17 protein-coding genes and 1 other RNA gene are annotated in these 19094 nt (G+C 71.0%); 13 read left to right on the top strand and 5 right to left on the bottom strand.

Annotated elements, in window-relative coordinates; all coding sequences use genetic code 11:
* Nucleotides 1-31 precede the first annotated feature (31 nt).
* Nucleotides 32-715: a FadR/GntR family transcriptional regulator gene (locus L942_RS35655; protein ID WP_037368805.1), complete on the top strand. Its 684-nt coding sequence runs from the start codon at nt 32-34 to the stop codon at nt 713-715.
* Between the two features lie 25 nt (nt 716-740).
* The gene (locus tag L942_RS35650; protein ID WP_037368803.1) at nt 741-1640 is read left to right on the top strand and encodes a cobalamin biosynthesis protein CobD/CbiB; all 900 of its coding nucleotides are present in this window, start codon (nt 741-743) and stop codon (nt 1638-1640) included.
* A 4-nt stretch (nt 1641-1644) separates the two neighbouring features.
* Here L942_RS35650 and L942_RS35645 read toward each other — a convergent pair whose 3' ends face one another.
* The 3 genes from L942_RS35645 to L942_RS35635 all read right to left on the bottom strand — a co-directional run bounded on the left by L942_RS35645 (nt 1645) and on the right by L942_RS35635 (nt 3661).
* A complete protein-coding gene (locus L942_RS35645; protein WP_037368801.1) occupies nt 1645-2253 on the bottom strand; it encodes an FMN-binding negative transcriptional regulator in 609 nt (202 codons plus the stop codon).
* A 67-nt stretch (nt 2254-2320) separates the two neighbouring features.
* On the bottom strand, nt 2321-3151 hold the full coding sequence (locus tag L942_RS35640; protein ID WP_037368800.1) for an SURF1 family cytochrome oxidase biogenesis protein: 831 nt from the start codon (nt 3149-3151) through the stop codon (nt 2321-2323).
* 48 nt (nt 3152-3199) lie between these two features.
* The gene (locus L942_RS35635) at nt 3200-3661 is read right to left on the bottom strand and encodes a low molecular weight protein-tyrosine-phosphatase (RefSeq protein WP_037368798.1); all 462 of its coding nucleotides are present in this window, start codon (nt 3659-3661) and stop codon (nt 3200-3202) included.
* Nucleotides 3662-3701: 40 nt separating this feature from the next.
* On the opposite strand from L942_RS35635, the gene L942_RS35630 reads away from it, so the two are divergent.
* The 4 genes from L942_RS35630 (at nt 3702) to L942_RS35615 (ending at nt 8342) form a co-directional block, all read left to right on the top strand.
* Complete coding sequence (locus L942_RS35630) at nt 3702-4520, top strand: Nif3-like dinuclear metal center hexameric protein (RefSeq protein WP_037368797.1); 819 nt, start codon at nt 3702-3704, stop codon at nt 4518-4520.
* A gap of 17 nt (nt 4521-4537) precedes the next feature.
* Entirely contained in the window at nt 4538-5275 is a 738-nt protein-coding gene (locus tag L942_RS35625) for a zinc ribbon domain-containing protein (RefSeq protein ID WP_037368795.1), read from the top strand.
* Nucleotides 5272-6414 (top strand): bifunctional RNase H/acid phosphatase, encoded by a 1143-nt coding sequence (locus tag L942_RS35620; protein WP_037368793.1) that lies wholly within the window; start codon nt 5272-5274, stop codon nt 6412-6414. The genes L942_RS35625 and L942_RS35620 overlap by 4 nt, the downstream gene beginning before the upstream one ends.
* Nucleotides 6415-6596: 182 nt before the next feature.
* On the top strand, nt 6597-8342 hold the full coding sequence (locus tag L942_RS35615; protein WP_037368792.1) for a hypothetical protein: 1746 nt from the start codon (nt 6597-6599) through the stop codon (nt 8340-8342).
* On the opposite strand, the gene L942_RS35610 is transcribed toward L942_RS35615, so the two are convergent.
* The gene (locus L942_RS35610; protein WP_051166487.1) at nt 8339-9517 is read right to left on the bottom strand and encodes an SLC13 family permease; all 1179 of its coding nucleotides are present in this window, start codon (nt 9515-9517) and stop codon (nt 8339-8341) included. The genes L942_RS35615 and L942_RS35610 overlap by 4 nt on opposite strands.
* 77 nt (nt 9518-9594) lie before the next feature.
* On the bottom strand, nt 9595-10725 hold the full coding sequence (gene sfnG / locus L942_RS35605; protein ID WP_037368788.1) for a dimethylsulfone monooxygenase SfnG: 1131 nt from the start codon (nt 10723-10725) through the stop codon (nt 9595-9597).
* Between the two features lie 156 nt (nt 10726-10881).
* On the opposite strand from sfnG, the gene rnpB reads away from it, so the two are divergent.
* From rnpB to L942_RS35575, 7 genes are all read left to right on the top strand, one after another.
* An RNA gene (rnpB, locus tag L942_RS42345) (RNase P RNA component class A) lies at nt 10882-11275 on the top strand.
* 22 nt (nt 11276-11297) lie between these two features.
* Complete coding sequence (locus tag L942_RS35600) at nt 11298-12155, top strand: SCO6745 family protein (RefSeq protein WP_037368786.1); 858 nt, start codon at nt 11298-11300, stop codon at nt 12153-12155.
* 480 nt (nt 12156-12635) lie between these two features.
* Complete coding sequence (locus L942_RS35595) at nt 12636-12902, top strand: hypothetical protein (RefSeq protein ID WP_037368782.1); 267 nt, start codon at nt 12636-12638, stop codon at nt 12900-12902.
* Between the two features lie 12 nt (nt 12903-12914).
* On the top strand, nt 12915-13403 hold the full coding sequence (locus L942_RS35590) for a hypothetical protein (RefSeq protein ID WP_037368780.1): 489 nt from the start codon (nt 12915-12917) through the stop codon (nt 13401-13403).
* A gap of 3 nt (nt 13404-13406) precedes the next feature.
* The gene (locus tag L942_RS35585; RefSeq protein WP_037368777.1) at nt 13407-16364 is read left to right on the top strand and encodes an ATP-binding protein; all 2958 of its coding nucleotides are present in this window, start codon (nt 13407-13409) and stop codon (nt 16362-16364) included.
* Nucleotides 16365-16410: 46 nt separating this feature from the next.
* Nucleotides 16411-18489 (top strand): hypothetical protein, encoded by a 2079-nt coding sequence (locus L942_RS35580; RefSeq protein ID WP_037368775.1) that lies wholly within the window; start codon nt 16411-16413, stop codon nt 18487-18489.
* Nucleotides 18490-18492: 3 nt separating this feature from the next.
* Complete coding sequence (locus tag L942_RS35575; protein WP_037368774.1) at nt 18493-19092, top strand: hypothetical protein; 600 nt, start codon at nt 18493-18495, stop codon at nt 19090-19092.
* Nucleotides 19093-19094: the final 2 nt, after the last annotated feature.

Below are 19094 nucleotides of genomic sequence, written 5' to 3'. Positions count from 1 at the left end.
TGAGCTGGTGGGGACTGATCGGCACGAGGACATGCTCGACGAGCTCGGCGCGGCCATCGCGAGCGGCGAGCTGGCGCCGGGCGCGGTGCTGCGCTCGGAGGAGCTGCAGGAGCGGTACGGGGCTTCGCGGACAGTGGCCCGCGAGGTCGTGCGGGTCCTCGAGACGATGGGGTTGACCAGCAGCCGCCGCCGCGTCGGGGTCACCGTCCGCGAGCCGGCCGAGTGGAACCACTATGACCCGAGGCTGATCCGCTGGCAGCTCGACGGCGCGGACCGGGCCGCCGCGCTGCGCACGCTGACCGAACTGCGCTCGGCCGTCGAACCGTGCGCCGCCCGGTTCGCCGCGCTCCGGGCGACCCCGGAGGAACGCGGACGGCTGCGCGCGCTGGCGGTGCACCTCCAGCGGACAGCGCGGGCCCGCGACCTCGACGCTTTCCTCGGCCACGACGTCGCATTCCACGATTTGCTGCTGTCCGCGTCGCGGAATCCGATGTTCGCGCAGTTGTCCTCCGTGGTCGCCGAAGTGCTCGCCGGCCGCACCGGGCACGGCCTGATGCCGGAGGAACCGCAGCCCGAGGCAGTCGCGCTGCACGTCGAAGTCGCCGAGGCGATCGACCTCGCCGACGCGGAGCGCGCCGAACGCGCGATGCGCGACATCGTGGAGCAGGCACGCGACGAAATCGCCGCCGCGGTGTCGAGTAATCTCGGCGGCTGAATCGTCCACGTTCGGGGGGCTACAGGTGAGCGCGGCGCGCGCGATCGGCTTGATTCTCGGTTTGGCCGCAGACGGGGCACTCGGCGATCCGCGGCGACGGCCGCCGGTCACCGCCTTCCGCCGGGTGGTCGCCGCCGCCGGCCCGCGCCGCACGGCGGGCTTGGGCATCGCGGGCGCGGCCGTCGCCGCCGGAGTGCTGGCCGAGCGCGCCGGCCGGCGCAGTCCCGTCCTGCAGGCGACCACGACGGCAGTCGCGACCTGGGCGGTCGTCGGCGCGGCCGGGCTGGCCACGCAGGGGACGGAACTGGCCCGCGATCTCGAGGAAGGCCGTCTCGACCCGGCGCGCGGCACACTGTCCGAACTGGACCCGCGCGTGACCGACGGGCTCGGCACGATCGGGCTTTCCCGTGCGTCCGTGGAAACTCTGGCCGAGAACACGTCCGAAGTGGTCGTCACCCCGTTGCTGTGGGGCGCGGTCGCGGGCGTGCCCGGGTTGCTCGCGGCGCGGACTGTCGGCGTGCTCCGGCGGCTGCTTCCCGGGCACTGGGTGATCGACCGGCTGGACGAACTCGTGCACCTCCTGCCGACCCGGGTCGCGGCCGCGTTGACTGTCGCGGGCGCGCCGGTGGTCGGCGGTTCCGCGGGCGGCGCGTGGCGGGCCTGGCGGAGGGACACGATCGCGCATCCGAGCCCGAACGCCGGCCGGGTCGAGGCGGCTTTCGCCGGCGCGTTGGAGATCCGGGTCGGCGGGCGGACCGAGTATCCGCACGGGGTCGTGGAGCTGCCGGTGCTCGGGGTCGGGCGGAATCCGGACGCCGGGCACGTGACGCGCGCGGTGGAGCTGTCCCGAGTGGTCGGTTGGCTGGCCGCCGGTACGTCGGTGCTCGTGGCGCTGCTGTCCGGAGTCCGTCGCCGAACCCCTTGAGCCGTCAGGGTTTCAGGTGCGCCACCGCGGCCGCGTCGCCGTAACCGTCGCGTTCGGACAGATGAGCCTTGATCCGCTGCCGGTCTTCGGATTTCTTGTTCCCGCCGTACTTGAACTTCGCCCGCACGTCGGTCACGGTCAGCTCGACGCCGCGAATCCCGGGCAGCAGCCGCCGGTCCGGAGCGTCCACAGCGGACACCGGGGTGCGCTTGCCGTCGGGTTCGAAATGGGCCAGCTGGCGGTTCAGCAGCGCGGCCTTCTCCTCGGGATCGTCGACGAGCCGGACGTCGCAGGCCAGCTGCACGCTCGCATAGTACGAAGTCGGCACGCCGAGCGCGGGATCCTCGGCGGTGTTCCAGTCCGAGCGGATGTAGGTGTAATCGCCGGTCACCGTCAGCAGCGCGCGCGGGTGTTCCTCCAGCAGCGGCCACACCGGGTTCGGCCGGGCGAGGTGCAGCCGCACGGTCGCGTCGCCGTCGAAGACGAAGTGCGTCGGCACGACCACGGGCAGATCACGGCCGCGGCCGCCGGCGACCAGTTCGCCGAAATCGTGTCCGGCGAGCCATTCCCGCCATTCGTTCTCGTCGGCGGCGTCCCAGGGATGGATCAGCATGCGGTCAGTATCGCCACGGGAAGTGGCCCCGACAAAGGGCCAACTTTCGAAGAATTGACCAGGCCACTCAGGCGGTCGGCGAGTACTCGTCCTCGTCTTCGGCGAGCATCTCCGCGACGGACTTGCGCCGGCCGCGCTGCGGGCGCTCGGTCGTCAGCGCACCGCCCGGACGCAGTTCGCGGATCGTGAAGTACAGCCAGCCCAGCAACGCCATCGTGCCGAACGCCAGCCACTGCAGCGCGTACGAGAAGTACGGCCCCGACTCCAGCTGCGGCAGCGGCAGCGGGCTGAGCACGCCGGGCTGGTTCGCGTCGAGCTGGAAGTACCCCGGCCGGATGGTGAGGCCAGAAGCCTTCGCCACCACGCGCGAGTCAACGGTGTAGCTCTGCAGCTTGCCGTTCGTCGACGCGTCGGCGAACGCTTCGCGGTTCTTCGGGTCGGTCTCGTCGCTTCGCACGCGCGCGACGACCGTCACCTGTCCGCCCGGCGCGGCTGCGTACGGGAGCACACCGGAATTGCTGCTGAGCCCCACATAGCCGCGGTCGATGAGGTACACAGTGCCGTCAGTAGCGCGAAGCGGGGTGAGAACTTCGTACGCGCCTTCGCCCTGCACAGTGCGCAGCCGCGCGACCACCTCGGCCGAAGGCAGGTACGTGCCGGTGATCGACACGAGGTGCCACTCGGTGTTCTTGTCCGGCTTCGTCCCGGGCGGCAGCAGCTGGGCCGCGGGCGCGGGCTTCGCGGTGAACGACGTGGTCAGCGCGTTGTTCTGGGTGACCTGCTCGTTGTCGCGGCGGAACTGCCACGGGGCCAGCAACGTGTAACAGCAGATGGCGAAGGTGAACACCACCACTGTCAACGCCAGCCATCCCGGCCGGAGCAGAAACCGCAACCGCACCCCTCTACGGTAGGCCGTCGCGTTCCGTGCGCGCACGCGGACCGGACGTCACGCCTGTTCGCGGACCCACTTCAGCAGTCCCGGCACGCTCCGCTCGATCATCCCGAGCACGTCCTCGAAACCGTCGTCGCCGCCGTAATACGGGTCCGGCACCTCGGCGCCTTCCGGAGCGGACGGGTCGAACGAACGCAGCAGCCGCACCCGCGAAGGGTCCGCGACGCGGGACTGCAGGAAGCCCAGGTGGCTCTCGTCGGCGGCGAGCAGCAGGTCGGCTTCGAGGTCCTCTTCGCTGACCTCGGCCGCGATGTGCTCGGTGGGGTAGCCGTGCGCCTTCAGCGTGGCGCGCGCCCGCCGGTCGGCCGCTTCGCCCACGTGCCACGGACCGGTGCCCGCGCTGGACACCTGCACGGCGTCCGCGAGCCCCGCGTCGGCGAGCTTCTTGCGGAAGACCAGCTCCGCCATCGGGGAGCGGCAGATGTTCCCGGAACACACAAACACCAGCTTGGGCATGGTCAGCAGTGTTCCAGAGCAGTCGTGCGAGGATCCCCAGGTGCCTGCCTTAGCCGAGATCATCGCTGTCCTCGAACGCAGTTACCCGCCCCGGCTGGCGGAAAGCTGGGACGCGGTCGGGCTGGTCTGCGGAGACCCGGCCGAGAACGTCGACCGCGTGCTGTTCTGCGTCGACCCGGTCGAGGAGACGCTCGCCGAAGCCGAGGAGATCGGCGCGCAGCTGATCGTCGCTCATCACCCGCTGCTGCTGCGCGGCGTGCACGGCGTCCCCGCCGACACCGCCAAGGGCTCGCTGGTGCACCGCATGATCCGCGGCGGCATCGCGCTCTACTGCGCGCACACCAACGCCGACTCGGCCGACCCCGGCGTGTCCGACGCGCTCGCGCAGGCGATCGGCCTGGAGGTCGACCGGCCGCTCGACCCGCACGAACCGGGCGGCGCCACCGGAATCGGCCGGATCGGCCACCTGCCCGAGGCCGAGCCGTTCGCGCAGTTCGTCCAGCGGGTCGCCGACGCGTTGCCGGCCACGGTGCCCGGCGTGCTCGGCGCGGGCGCCGCGGACCGGCTGATCCGGACCGTCGCGGTGTCCGGCGGCGCGGGCGACTCGTATCTCGCGAAGGCGACGGCCGAGGGCGTCGACGCGTACGTGACCGCGGACCTGCGCCACCACCCGGCCGGCGAGCACCTCGCCGCGGCGGCCACCGCGCCCGCGCTGGTCGGCCTGACGCACTGGGCCAGCGAGTGGCCGTGGTGCGGACAGGCCTCGGCCCTTGTCGGCGCGGCCTTTGCGGGTACCGTCGAAGCTCACGTCTCCACGCGGTGCACCGACCCGTGGACCATCCGCGCTACCGCCCAGTAACTAAATCAGGGAGCACAGTGAAGGCCGACCCCGCCGTCCAGCGTCAGCTGCTCGAACTCGCGAAGGTGGACGCCGAGCTTTCGCGCGTCGCGCACCGCCGCCGCACTCTGCCCGAGCTCGCCGAGATCGAGGCCGGGGAGAAGACCGCCCGGGAGAAACGCGACGCTCTCGTGTCCGTCGAGACCGCGACGTCCGACCTCGACCGGGAGATCGCCCGGCAGGAGAAAGAGGTCGAATCGGTGCGGGCGCGCGAGGACCGCGACCGCAAGCTGATGGAGTCTGGGTCGGTCGGGGCCAAGCAGATGACCGACATCGAGCACGAACTGCAGACGCTCGGCCGCCGCAAGGGCGCGCTCGAGGACGACCTGCTGGAGCTGATGGAACAGCGCGAGGCACTGGGCCTGGACGCGCAGCGCACCAGCGCCGAGGTCGAGAAGGCGGAGCAGGAAGTGCGGGCCGCGCAAGCCCGGCGCGACGAGGCGTTCAAGGACCTCGACACCACCGAGGCCCGGCGCAAGGAGGACCGCGCGAAGCTGCTGCCGCGCTTCCCGGAACCGCTGCTCAAGCTGTACACCCGCGTCCACGAGCACAAGGGCATCGGCGCGGCGCTGCTGCGCGCCCGCCGCTGCGGCGCCTGCCAGCTCGAACTCGACCGCAACACCATCGCCGAGATCAAGGCGGCGGCCGAGGACAGCGTCGTGCAGTGCGACAACTGCGGCGCGATCCTGGTCCGCACGCTGGAGTCGGGCCTGTGACCGAACGGGCGATCGTCGAAGCCGACGGCGGGTCGCGGGGCAACCCCGGCCCGGCGGGCTACGGCGCGGTCGTGAAGGACGCGGCGACCGGCGAGGTGCTCGCGGAGCGGCACGAGTACCTCGGCATCGCTACGAACAACGTCGCGGAGTACTCCGGGCTCGTCGCCGGGCTCGCCGCGGCCGCCGAACTCGGGGTGTCCATTGTGGACGTCCGGATGGATTCGAAGCTCGTGGTCGAGCAGATGTCCGGACGCTGGAAGATCAAGCACGCCGCCTTGCAGCCGCTCGCCGCGCAGGCGCGCGAGATCGCGGCGGGCTTCGCACGGGTCAGCTACACCTGGATCCCGCGCGCGGAGAACGCGCACGCGGACCGGCTGGCGAACGTCGCGATGGACAGCGCCGGGTCCGGCGCCACCTCGCCCGCCCCGGTCGCCGAGGCGCGGCCGAAGGCGAAGGCCGCCGAGCCGGACCGGGTGTCCCCGGCGGGCTGGACCGGAGCCCGCGGCACGCCCACCAAACTGCTCCTGCTGCGGCACGGCCAGACCGAGATGTCGGTCGACCGCCGCTACTCCGGGCGCGGCGACGTCCCGCTCACCGAGCACGGCCGGGGCCAGGCCGCCGCGGCCGCCAAACGGCTCGCCGCGATGCCCGGGCTGGTCGGCGAGGACGGCGAACCGGCTCCGATCGTCTCGTCGCCGCTGATCCGCACCAAGCAGACCGCGCAGGCGGTCGCCGACGCGCTCGGCGGCCGGGTCGAGACGCATCCCGGGCTCATCGAGACCGACTTCGGCGAATGGGAGGGCCTCACCTTCGGCGAAGCCGCCCAGCGGGACCCGGAACTGCACCGCTGCTGGCTGAGCGATTCGTCGTGCCCGCCGCCGGGCGGCGAGAGCTTCGACGCGGTCCACGAACGGGTCGGCAAGGCCCGCCGCGACCTCATCGAGCGCTACGACGGGCGCACGGTCGTCGTGGTCAGCCACGTGACGCCGATCAAGACGCTGCTGCGGATGGGGCTCGACGCCGGGCCGTCGCTGCTGTTCCGGCTGCACCTGGACCTGGCGTCGCTGTCGATCGTCGAGTTCTATCCGGACGGCAACGCCTCGGTCCGGCTGGTCAACGACATTTCGCACCTGCCCTGACCAGTGCATTTGTGAGGTGGATCACGCTCGGGGACGACGCGTGAAACGGCCCGGATGAGGTATTGGCTAAAGTGCGGTGTCGACCGCGGCGCCGCGGCGCAGGTCCCGGCCGGGACTTCAAGGGGGGCGCAGGCTCGTGCGTTTCTTCGGCAGAATCCGCAAGTGGAAACAGTGACGAGGACATGACGGCTAGCGCACTCACCGCAGTATCCGAGCCCGACCTGCCGGGGGAAGAGCCGACCGACCCGCCGGCGCGGTTCAAGTTCAGCTGGCTGGCGTCGACGCTGGCCGTGCTGGCCGGCGTGGCCGCGGTCGCCTGGCACGCCACCCGCTACGGCCACTGGATCGTCGACGACGCGGCCATCACGTTCTCCTACTCGCGCAGCGTCGCCGAAGGCCTCGGCCCGGTGCTCGCCCCCGGCGCGCCGCCGGTGGAGGGTTTCTCCGACCCGACCTGGATGATCCTGCTCGCGCTGGGCAAGGTCGTCGGGCTGTTCGACAAGGGCCTGCTGTTCGGCATCCCGGACTACGTGCTGTTCCCCAAGCTGCTCGGCCTGTTCTTCGCCGCGGGCATCCTGGTGCTGTGCCACCTGGTGGCCCGGCAGGTGTTCCGCCGGCACGCGTGGGCGATCACGCTGGCCACCGGCCTCGGGCTGGCGGCGATCCCGTCGTTCGTCATCTGGGTGGTCTCCGGCCTCGAGAACTCGCTGTTCGCGTTCTTCACCACCGCGCTGGCCGCGCTGCTGTTCACCGCGCTGCGCAAGGGAAACTCGCTGTCGTTCAAGGTCGCGATCGGCGCCGGCGTGCTGGTCGCCGCGGCCGCGCTGACCCGGCCGGAGGGCCTGATCTACGCCAGCGCTTACCCGATCGTGCTGCTGTTCGGCGTCAAGCGCGAGGGGTTCTGGCCGAGCTTCCGGTCCGCGCTGGTGTCCATCGCGGCGTTCGCCGTGCTGTTCGGCGGCTACGTCGTCTGGCGCTACACGGAGTTCCACCGGCTGCTGGCCAACCCGTCGGTCGCCAAGAAGCAGGGCCTGCCGACGTTCGGCTCGATCATCCGGCCGCACCAGCTGGTCGAGTACCTCGGCATCGCGCTGACGCTCGTGCTGGTCGCCGCGGTGGTGTGGGCGCTGGTCAAGGCCCCGTGGCGGCGTCCGCTGATCGGCCTGGTCACCCCGCTCGTGCTCGGCGTGATCGCGTACGGCGTGATGGTCCCGGACTGGATGGCGCAGTACCGCTTCGCGACGCCGGTGTGGGTGCTCGGCACGCTGTGCGGCGTGATGGCCGTCGCGGAGCTGCTGCGTTCGCTGGCGAAGGTGCAGTGGCGCGCGGTCGTGGTGCTGGTGCTCGTGGCCGCGTCAGTCCCGTCGGCGATCGGCTTCGTGAACCACGACGAGGAATTCGTCAAGAACCCGACCGTGCCCGCGTGCCTGATCGCCGACCGCTTTGGCCGCGGCTTCAACACCTATGCGGACATGCTGGGCCTCCAGCACGCGTCGCTGCTCCTGCCGGACCTCGGCGGCTCGTCGATGACCAGCCGGCTCGAACTGGTGGACATGGCCGGCCTGGTCAACGCGCCGATCGCGGACCTGACGCACAAGGAAGACATCGAAGGCCTGCGCAACTACGTGTTCGACACGGTGAAGCCGACCTTCATCCACTCGTGGGGCCCGTGGGCGGACGGCAACGGGATCAGCGTCGACCCGCGCATCGACCGGGATTACGTCCCGATCCTGGTGTACCCCGGCCCGGGCAAACGCCAGGGAGACTTCGTCCGCAAGGACGCGGTAACCGACCCGGCGAAACTCGCGGCGGTTCGGCACTACGCGCAGGTGACCATGATGGATGTCGAAGCGCAGCGCTTCGGGGACGGTCTCGACGACTGTGGTCCGACGTTGTTGCGGGGGAGCACGATCCCTCCGCGCGGCTAAGTCACCAGCCAGAGCGCGCAGGTCGCCGCCGCCAGTGACAGCGGCGTCGTGAGCGTGCCGAGGCGCAGGAACTCGCCCACCGGCGGATGCTGTCCATGCCGGACCACCACCCGGCGCCACAGCAGGGTCGCGAGCGAGCCCAGGTACGTCGCGTTCGGGCCGATGTTCACGCCCAGCAGTACGGCGAGCAGCACGCCCTGGTTCGGGTGCGGGCCGAGGACCGACAGCAGGATCAGCGTCGCGGGCAGGTTGTTGACGACGTTCGCCAGCATCGCTGCGACGGCCGCGGCGAGCAGCAGTTCCGGGAGCCCGGCCGTCGTCGGCAGGATGGTGCGCAGCAGGCCGCCGAGGACGTGTTCGTCGACCGCCTCGACCACCACGGCGAGGGCGAGCACGAAGAGGACCAGCAGCGGCGATGCTTCGGTGATCACCTGCCAAGGCCGAATCTTCCGCTCCGCCAACGCTTTCGCGGCCAGGACGACCGCGGTCAGCGCGGCGATCCAGACCGGTTCGACGTGCACGAGCTGCCCGGTCGCGAAGCCGACCAGCATGATCGCCAGCACGATGAGGGTGAAGACCGGCGCTTCCCGGTGCGAAGGCTGGCGGACACTGGCCGGTTCGCGGAGATCCTTGCGGAAGAACCAGGCGAACGCGGCGAGTTCGACGGCGAGCGTGACGAGCCACGGCAACGCCATCAGCGCGGTGAAACCGGCGAAGGTGAGGCCGGACGCGGTGAAGGCGAGCAGGTTCGTCAGGTTGGAGACGGGGAAGAGCGTGGACGCCGAGTTCGCCAGGTGCGCGCACGCGTAGACGTGCGGACGCGCGGTGAGCTTCAGTTCCGCCGCGGTGGCGAGCACAACCGGGGTCAGCAGGACGACCGTGGCGTCGAGACTGAGGACGGCGGTGACGATCGCGGCCGCGGCGAAGGTGAGCAGCAGAAGCCGGGGTGGCCGTCCGCGGCAGATCTCGGCCAGCTCGGCGCCCAGCCAGGTGAAGACGCCTTCGGCCGCGGCCAGGTGGCTGACCAGCAGGATCGCCGCGAGAAAGCCCATTGTCGGCAGCATCTGGACGACCCGTTCGCCTGCTTCGTGCGGCGAAGTCAGGCCGAGCGCGAGGACGACACCGGCGGCGGGGACCGCGAAGACGGCTTCCGGGAGACCTCGCGGACGCGCCATGGCGAACCACAGCGTTCCGGCCAGAAGCAGCAGCGACAGGGGACCGTTCACCCCCGAACGCTAGCCGCCGCGGCGGATCAGATCCCCGCCGGTTCCGGTACTCCGGCGCCGCGGTCCAGCACCCGCTCCTTCTCCCGGATCACCGGCAGCACTTCCCGGCCGAAGTGCTCGACGTCCTCCAGGTAGTGCAGGAACCCGAGCAGCAACAGGTTCGCGCCGCGCTTTTTGTACTCGATCGCCCGGTCCGCGATCTGCTCCGGCGTGCCGATCAGCCCGGTCCGGAACCCGTCGTTGTACTGCACCAGGTCCGCGAACTCCGAATCCGCCCACATGCCCTTGGCGTCCGAAGTGGACTTCCCGGCCTGCGCGACCGCCGAGCGGAATCCTTCGACGGCGGGCACGTTCGCCTTCGCCACGATCTCCCGCAGCACCTCGCGCGCCTGCGCCTCGGTCTCGCGGGCGATCACGAACCCGTTGAGCCCGAACCGCACCGCATGGTCGTTTTCCGCGGCGTACCCGCGCACCTCGTCGACCTGCTCGCTGAACCCGGCGAAATCCTTGCCGTTGCTGAAATACCAGTCCGAAACCCGACCGGCCAGCTTGCGCGCCGCGGTGGAGTTGCCGCCCTGGAAGACCTCCGGATGCGGCCGTCCGGGACCGGCGACCGGCTTGGGTTTGATGTCGAAATCGTGGATCCGGTAGAAGTCGCCGCGGAACTCGGCGTGGTCGTCGGTCCACAATTCCTTGAGCACGCGGATGAATTCTTCGGAGCGGCGGTAGCGCTCGTCGTGTTCGAGCCAAGGCTGCCCAAGTCCGGTGAATTCGTCTTTGAACCAGCCGCTGACCACGTTCACCGCGGCCCGTCCGCCGGAGATGACGTCCGCGCTGGCGATGAATTTCGCGAGCACGCCGGGCTGCCACAGTCCAGGGTGGACGGCCGCGATGACCTTCAGCCGCTGTGTCGCGAGCAGCAGCGCCAGGCTGAAACCCGTGGATTCGTGCTGGTAGGCGGCACCGTAGCTGGCGGTGTAGCGGACCTGGGTCAGCGCGTAGTCGAAGCCGTTGTTCTCGGCGAGCACGGCCAGTTCGCGGTTGTACTCGTAGCTCCAATCGGTGCGCTGCTCGATGTCGCTGGTGACCAGGCCGCCGCTCACATTCGGGACCCAGTAAGCGAATTTCAGCGGTTCCTGCGGTTGCGATGCGGTCATGGCCGGGAGTGAAACAGCGGGCCGGAAGGGGGTCAACGCGCGTCCACGCGATGGAATGTGCCGGCTTTGTGCCGCCCCGGCCCGGCTCGCCGAGCCGGGAAGGGGGCAACTCGCCTGAACTCCGCCGGGCCGCTCCGGGTACGCTGTTTCGGCGGACGAGCTGGCAGGACGGTCGCGGCCCGGGTTCTCCCGGTCCGAGGAAAGTCCGGACTCCGCAGGGCAGGGTGGTTGCTAACGGCAACCCGGGGCGACCCGCGGGACAGTGCCACAGAAAACAGACCGCCCCCGTCTCCCGACGGGGGTAAGGGTGAAACGGTGGTGTAAGAGACCACCAGCATCCCGGGTGACCGGGATGGCTCGGTAAACCCCACCCGGAGCAAGGCCAAGAGGGAGCACCGCTCCTGCGCAGGCGATCGAGGGCGGCCCGTCCGATGCCTGCGGGTAGGCCGCTGGAGCCTGCCGGCGACGGCAGGCCGAGATGGATGACCGTCGCCCGGTCCGCCGCGAGGCGGCCCGGGAACAGGATCCGGCTTACATGCCAGCTCGTCCGCCCGATCGCTACGATCGGGCGCATGGGTCAAGCCGTCGCCGCCGCTGTCGCCTTCCGGACCACCTTCGACGCACTGCACGCCCCGGTCTACTTCGCCCCGGAGACCCAGCAGCGGCTCGCCGCCGCCGGGCTCAAACCGGGATCGATGACCTACTTCGCCAGCCGTGCCGCGGCGATGGGCCAGGTCGGAGCGGGCACGGTCACCGCCGCCTTCTACAGCTTCAGCCCGAGCCTGATCGCCCACTTCGTCCCGCGGGTCTGGACCATCGCCTCCCCGGAGACCGTGCTGGAAGCCCGGCTCGCCGCCGTCGACGAGATCTACCGCCGGCTGTTCGGCGACGAGACGCTCGCGTCCGCGGAGGTCGCCGAAGCCGCGGCGCTCGCCCAGGAAGCCACCGAAGGCTGCCGTCCGGAAGGACGCCCGCTCTACGCCGCTCACGCGGACCTGCCATGGCCCGAACAGCCGCACCTCGCGCTCTGGCACGCGGTCACGCTGCTGCGCGAGCACCGCGGCGACGGGCACGTCGCGGCCCTGACCACGAACGGTCTGCCCGGCCTCGAAGCCCTGGTCACGCACAGCGCGACCAGTAACGGAACCCCGCCGGACACCGCCAAGCGCACCCGCGGCTGGAGCGACGAGGAGTGGGACGCGGCCGCGGCGCGGCTGACCGTCGACGGACTCCTCGGCGCGGACGGCGCGCTCACCGAGCGCGGGCTGGAACTGCGCGAACGCGTCGAGGCCGCGACGAACGCGGCGGCACAGGGCCCGTGGCAGCACCTCGGCGAGGAGAAGACGGCTCGGCTGGAGCAGCTGTGCGCTCCGCTCAGCCGCCGGGTGATCGAGGCCGGCGCGATCCCGAGCGCGGCCTTCCGGGCCTGATCGGAGAAACGGCCGGGAACTGCCCGGGATCACGCTTTGTAGTGAACAAATGCGCACATCGGACGTGATGGTGACCGTTATCGCATCGGAGAGTGATCAATTCCGGATTGTTTTCCGCCCCGGTTGTCACTCACCGGACTCGCGGCGGAACGCCGATCGGGGCATGCCACACTGGTCCCTGCCCGACACGCCGGTCCGGAGCGCACCGAGAGTGAGCGCCGCGCGTTTTGCGGAGCCGCACCGCCGGAAGACTGCGCAATCCGGGTGGCTTGGGTTATTCCGGAGCACCCTTGCCACGATGATGGAGGGCGAGGAATCCTGACCGTCGGACCGCAGTACCCGCCCATTGACCACAAGTCGACATCGACCGACATCTACGCAGCGCGCTTTGACCATTACCCCTTGTAACGCCATGATGGTGTTCGTAGCTTCGCCGAAGCCAGAACAGCGCGGCGTCCGCCGTGCACCGGGAGTATCGCGATGACCAGCATGACCGCCCTCGAGACTTTTGTGGCCGAAGGGATCAGCACCGGCAACGTCCGGACCTGGATGCTCGACAACATCATCCCGCTCGTGCTGCTCGCGGTGGCTCTGCTCCTGCTGTGGCTCGGCGGCGGCAAGGGCGACAACGCGGGCGTCATGCGGCGGCTCGCCGGCGTGGTCATCGCGCTCGCGATCATCGGTCTCGCGGTCAGCGGCGCGGGCGTGAACGTGGGCCAGTGGATCGCCGGCCTGTTCACCGGCTGAGGCGGAGCAGGCGTGCGGATCAGGACCGATGACGAGGTGTACCGGGTCGATGCCGTCTGGCTCGGCCCGCCGAAGGCGACTTTTCCCTGGCGAGCCCGATACGTGGCATGGCTCGTCGGCATTCCGGTCTTCCTGGTCGTGCTCACCGTGGAGCGGTGGCTCGGCTGGAGTTTCGGGTTCTTCTCCACGGCGTGGGCGTTCGTGGCCACGATCGTGATCACCCGGCTGATCACCGCCAAGATCAGCCACGAGCGCCCGCTCGGCGCCGTGATCGCGATGATGGGCCAGGAACTGCGCACGCCGAGGGAACGGACCTCGGGCGAGGGCGGCGCGGTGAGCGCCAGCCGGGTCCGGGTGCGGGCGGAGCGCCCGCTGCCGAAGCACAAGAGAAGGCGGCAGTACCAGCACCGCGACCCGCGTCGCGGAGCCGGCACGAGTGCCGGGAAACAGGGAGCACCACGAGCGCGCCGGAGCCGCCCCGCGGCTCGGGCCGGGAGGTAGTCGTTGTTCGGTCGCGGCGGAAGCCGAGGGAAGCGGGAGCAAGACGTCCCTGCCGGTGCGTGGAACGCGCCGCCGCAGGGCCGTCCGCCGTCCGGCGGCACGAAGTCCGGCGGCAAGGGCCGCAGGCTGCCCGGTGAGCAGGCGATCCCGGCGTACACGCCGTCGATCGCCGCGCGGAGCATCGACGGGCATCTGCTGCGGACCGGGTACGAGGTGTACGCCTGGTACCGGCTCGCGCCGCAGCGCTGGTCGTTCCGTTCCGATTCGCAGCGCCGCGACCTGATCGCGGCCATCGCGGGCCAGTACGCCGAACTGCAGGGCCGATGGCTGCACCTGCGCGTCACCAACCGGCCGTACCCGATCCGGATGTGGGCCGAGGCGCACGTGCACAACGCGGTCGGGCGGCCGAACGACGTGCCGGGCGCGCTGTCGTTCGACGACTACCTGATCGGCGAGCAGCAGCAGCTGATGGGCCGCTCGATGGCGGAAAAAGAGGTCTACCTCGGCGTCCAGGTGCAGACCCGGCGCATGGTGGACCGCGCGGTCGAACGCGCCGCGCCGGTGCTGCGCCGGATCCTTCCCGAGGCGGTCGACGCCGAGCTGGCCGCGCTCGACTCCGAGATCGAGCACCTCGACCAGGTCATCGGCAGCGCCGGCCTGGAAGGCCGGCCGGTGCACGCCGAGGAGATGTCCTGGCTGATGCACCGCTCGTGCTCGCTGGGCCTGCCCGCGCCGCGGAACATGCCCGCGGTGCCCGGCGCGGCGTGGGAGCCCGAGGACCTCGCCAGCTTCACCGACGCGGCGGATTTCCACGCCGAGCCGTACGCGCCCACGGTCACCGTGCGCGGCCGCACCGGCTCCAACGCCGGGGTCTCGCGGCATCTCGCGGTGCTCACCGTCGGCCAGATGCACGGCCTGCAGATCCCCGAGGTCGACGACCCGTGGATCCAGCACGCGGACCGGCTGCCGGCGGCGGTCGAGGTGTCCGCGCGGATCTACGTGCGGCGACCGGAAGAGGTGTCCGGCGAACTGCAGCGGCAGATGAACAAGGTCCGCTCGCAGGTCAAGCACTACACCGACGAGCACGAGCTGGAGCCGCCGCAGTCGCTGGCCCGGCAAGCCGGCCGGGTGCTGGAGATCGACGACGAGATGACGTCGGGCTTCACCGCGCTGGCCACGCGCGTGCGGTCGTGGTGGCGGCTCGCGGTGTCCGGCCCGACTGAGCGCGACGCGCTGCGGCTGGCCCAGCAGCTGCTCGATCTGTACAAGCCGAAGATCGCCATCGAGCACCCGGAAGCGCAGTACGCGATGGCCCGCGAGTTCATCCCGGGCGAGCCGCTGGCCTCAGGCGCGTACATGCGCCGCGGCTCGGTGGTGTGGACGGCTTCGGCGGTGCCCACCGCGACCGCGGAGGTCGGCGACCGGCGCGGCATCCTGCTCGGCGAAACGGTCACCGCGACGCGGCGGCCAGTGGCCTGGGACCCGTGGATGGCACAGGAGATCCGTGACGGATCCGGCCTCACCGCGATGGTCGCCGGGCTCGGCGGCGGCAAGTCGTTCCTCGGCGGCGGCATCGTCTACAAGACGCTGCGGGCCGGGGCGCACTGGACGATCCTCGACCCGTCCGGCCCGCTGTCGCGGCTGTGCGAGCTGCCGGAGATCCGGCCGTACGCGCGGCCGATCAACCTGCTCAACGCCCAGCCGGGCATTCTCAACCCGTACCGCGTGGTCGCCGATCCGCTGATCGAGCACTTCATGGACGAGGAGGACCCGGAACGCTCGTGGCGGCGCGAAAAGGCGCTGGCCGGGGCGACCCGGCGGCGGCTCGTGCTCGACGTGCTGACCGGCGTGCTGCCGTACGAGGTGTCGCGGATGGCGCAGACCCGGATCGTGCTGCTGCGCGCGGTGCGCGCGGTCGGCGGCCGGTTCGACGCCGACCCGGGCCAGGTCATCGACGCGCTGCGGCGGGATTCGAGCGAGCACCACGAGCACGCGGTCGTGGTCGCGGACTTCCTGGACGAGATGCGCGAGCGGATGGCGCTGCTGATCCCGGAAACCGACGCGGACCCGTACTCCGAGACCCGCGACGACCGGATGACCGTGCTCACCATGGCGGGGCTGACCCTGCCGAAGGACGGCGTGCCGCGCGAATACTGGACCGACGCCGAATCGCTCGGCGTGGAAATGCTGAACCTCGCCGCGTGGCTGACCCAGCGGTCGGTGTACGAGAAGCCGAAGGAACTGCGCAAGGGCGTCTGGATCGACGAGGCGTTCTTCCTGTCCGAGGTGCCGACCGGGCGCGTGCTGATGAACCGGTTCGCCCGCGACTCGCGGAAGTGGAACGTCCGGGTGCTGCTGTCCTCGCAGATCCCGGCGGACTTCCTGAAGATCCAGGGTTTCGTGGCGCTGCTGGACTCGGTGTTCGTCGGACGGCTGGACGACGACGACGCGCAGGCCGACGCGCTGCGGCTGCTGAAGGTGCCGGTCGGCGTGGGCTACGAGCAGGTCGTCGCCGCGCTCGGCCGCCGTCCCGGCGCCCAGCGCGGGCTCGAACGCGACATGGAGCCCCGGCAGTTCATCTTCGGCGACGGAGCCGGCGGCGTGGAACGCATCCGCGTCGACTTCTCCGGCCCCCATCTCGACGCGTTGCGCGCGGCCATGGACACCACCCCGGGCTCGCCCGACGCGCGCGGCAAGGCAGGCAGCGAACTCGCGGCACCCCGCGAGGACGAGGCCAAACCGTACGTCCCCGCCCCACCGGAGGACGACGAGCTGGAACACGACTTCGAACTCCAGGCGGAACTCGAGGTCGGGCTCGCCGACGAGCAGCTGCTGGGCTCGCCGGACCCGCTCGCGTCAGAGACCGGCGAGGTGGAGGGTGCAGTGCGCGACGGACGGCAAGAGGACCGGCACGCCCGCGCCGGCGGCAAGGGCGGCGGCACCGGCAGGGATGCCGCATGACCCCCGGTGATCCGGGCCGGCTGGCGCCGGCCGTGAGGAGGCCTGCGTGAACACCGTTTTCACGCTGGCGTTCGTCCTCGCGTTCGCCGCCGGCTGGCACGCGCTGCGCAAACGCGTCAAGGAGGGCCCGAAGCCGGGCGGCCGCCGCCCCAGCCGCCGCGCGGCGTTGCTGGCCGTGGTGGCGGTCATCGGGCTGCAGACGGTGCTGTTCGCGCCTTCCGCGAACGCGGCGGCGTGCGGGGAGCCGCCGAACCCGGAGCGGCCAGGCGCGGGCATGGTCGGCGCGCTCGACCCCGCCGAAGGCCACGGCGAGGCGGGCAGTCCGTACATCGATTACAGCTACGCCGGATTCGTGTGGAACACGTATCAGACGAACTGCACGGCGCTGTCGGCAATCGCTTCGCCCAGCTCCACGATCGACACGTGGGCGGGCAACCAGCTGTTCAATGTCGGCAAGAACATCGTCGGCGCCACCAACTCGCTGCACTACACGGTGCTCGAGGGCGGCTTGCTCAACCCGATCTACAACGCGGTGAAGTCGGGCGCGGAGAAGGTCTACAACAACATCTACGCGCAGCTGTTCGGGCTGGTCGCGCTGATTCTGTCGATCATGTTGTTCCGCAACATCTGGCGGGGCGACCTGGCCGGGGTCAGCAAGCGGGCGCTCTACGCGTTGGCCGGCGTGTGGCTTGCCGCGTCGTCGCTCGCGATGCTGCGGTATTTCGATCCGATCGACAAAGCGATCGTGCAGACCACCACGAACATCCAGGCCGGGTTCGTGGACGAGTCCGAGAACCGGGTCGTGCGGCACATCCTGCCGACCGACTTGCACAACGAAGTGGTCTACAAGAACTGGCTGCGCGGGGAGTTCGGGTCGCCGGACGCGCCGCAGGCGGCCCAGTACGGCCGCCCGCTGCTCGACGCCCAAGCCTTCACCTGGGAACAACTGCGCAACGGCGACGACGGGAAACAGAACGTCGTCGACGCCAAAAAGGCCGCTTTCAAAGACATCTCCACCAAACTCGGCCCCGCCACTGGTTACTTCACCGGCGAGGCGGGCGGCCGCACCGGCGCCGGGTTCCTCGCGCTGGGCCAGAGCCTCGTCTACTCGCTCTTCCAGCTGCTGGCCAAGGCGTCCGTGCTGCTCGCGCAGGTGCTGATCCGCCTGTTCGCGCTCACCGCGCCGTTGATCGGCCTGGTCGCGCTGCTGAACCCGGAGATCCTGCGCCGCGTGCTGAAGGTCGCCGGCGGCATCGCGTTCAACCTGGTCGTGCTGTCGGTGCTGGCCGGCGTGCACGCGCTGCTGCTGCAGGCGATCTTCGCCGCGGGCGACGGGCTCAACCTGCTCACCAAGATGGTCCTCGCCGGGCTCATCACGGTGCTGCTGTTCCTCGTCGGGCGCCCGGCGCGGCGGCTGTGGCAGATGGTCGAGATGTCGGTCAGCATGGTCGGCGGCGCGGTGCCGACGCCGGGCGGCGGGCTGTTCTCCCGGTTCCGCCGGAAGAACGAGCCAACGCCGCAGGACCAGTTCTGGCAGAACATCCGCGACACCGACGACGTCGTGGACGGCGAACAGCGCGGCCCGATCGGCGCGACCGTCGGCGGCGGCCGGTACCGGCCCGAGGCCGCGGTTTTCGCCAGCTCGCAGCGGCTCGACAACGGCTCCCGCGCGGCCCGGCCGGCAGCGGCCTGGTCCGGGGCGCCGTGGCCGGGCGCGGTCGGTCCCGCGCAGTCCGCCGCGGGTGCGCTGCCCGCGGGCGGCGGCGGAGCCGCGCCGGTGTTCGGCCAGTACCACCCGGTCGCCGGTGCGCCCGGCGACTACGTGATGGCCGGCGCGCGCCGGCCGGCCAGGGAAAGCCGCCAGGTCGACACGTCTCCGGTCGCCGACCGGCGGTGGAGCGACGAGCCGGAGCCGGTGGTCGTCCCGTCGCGGATGGCCGCGCCGGATCGCGGCTACTCCGCCCCGGCCCCGGACCAGCCCGGGTTCACCGTGCCGGCGCAGGGCGTCCGGGCCCAGCCGCGCCGGGTGGATCCCGAGGTCGTGGCCGGGAAACCGGTGTTCGTGCTGTACCGCCCGTCGCGCGGCATCGAGGTCCGCGACACCGACCAGGTCATGGGGCGGTGACCGATGCCGATCCGCACCAACCGGGGCCGGACCGCGGTCTACCGCCGCCTGTGGGGCTTCCCGCTCCGGTCGCCCCGGCACCTCGTGGGCACGCTGGTCTTCCTGGCGATCGTGATCACCGCGCTCGGCGTCGTCCTGCCCAAGGTGCTGGGCAAACCGGCGTCCGCGCACCCGGGAGGGAACTCGCCGAACGCCTCGGCCGGGCCGCACACCGGCGTCGCGGCCCCGGTGCCCAGCACGGAAACCCTGCCGACCCGGCTGACCCAGCCGCTGGTCACCCCGACGTCGGCGGCGCCGAACCCGGAGGCGTTGAACGTCGCGAAACAGTGGGCGACCGCCTGGGTGCACCATCCGGCGGGCATCACGAATGCCGACTGGCTCAACGGGATGCGCGCGCTCACCACTGACGAGTACCTGCCCGTCATGTCCACTGTGGACCCGGCGAACATCCCGGCGACCAAGGTCACCGGCGACCCGACGGTCGCGCAGTCCTACTCCAGTTCGGTCAAGGTCGTGGTCCCCACCGACGGTCCGAAACTCAGCATCACCGTGGTCAAAACCGCGGCGGGGTGGCGAGTGTCGGACTATGACCAGGCGAGCTGACC

The organism is Amycolatopsis orientalis DSM 43388, from assembly GCF_000411975.1.
Lineage (GTDB): Bacteria > Actinomycetota > Actinomycetes > Mycobacteriales > Pseudonocardiaceae > Amycolatopsis > Amycolatopsis orientalis_D.
The sequence above is the reverse complement of the archived record's forward strand: the minus strand, read 5'-3'. Positions and strand labels throughout refer to the sequence as shown.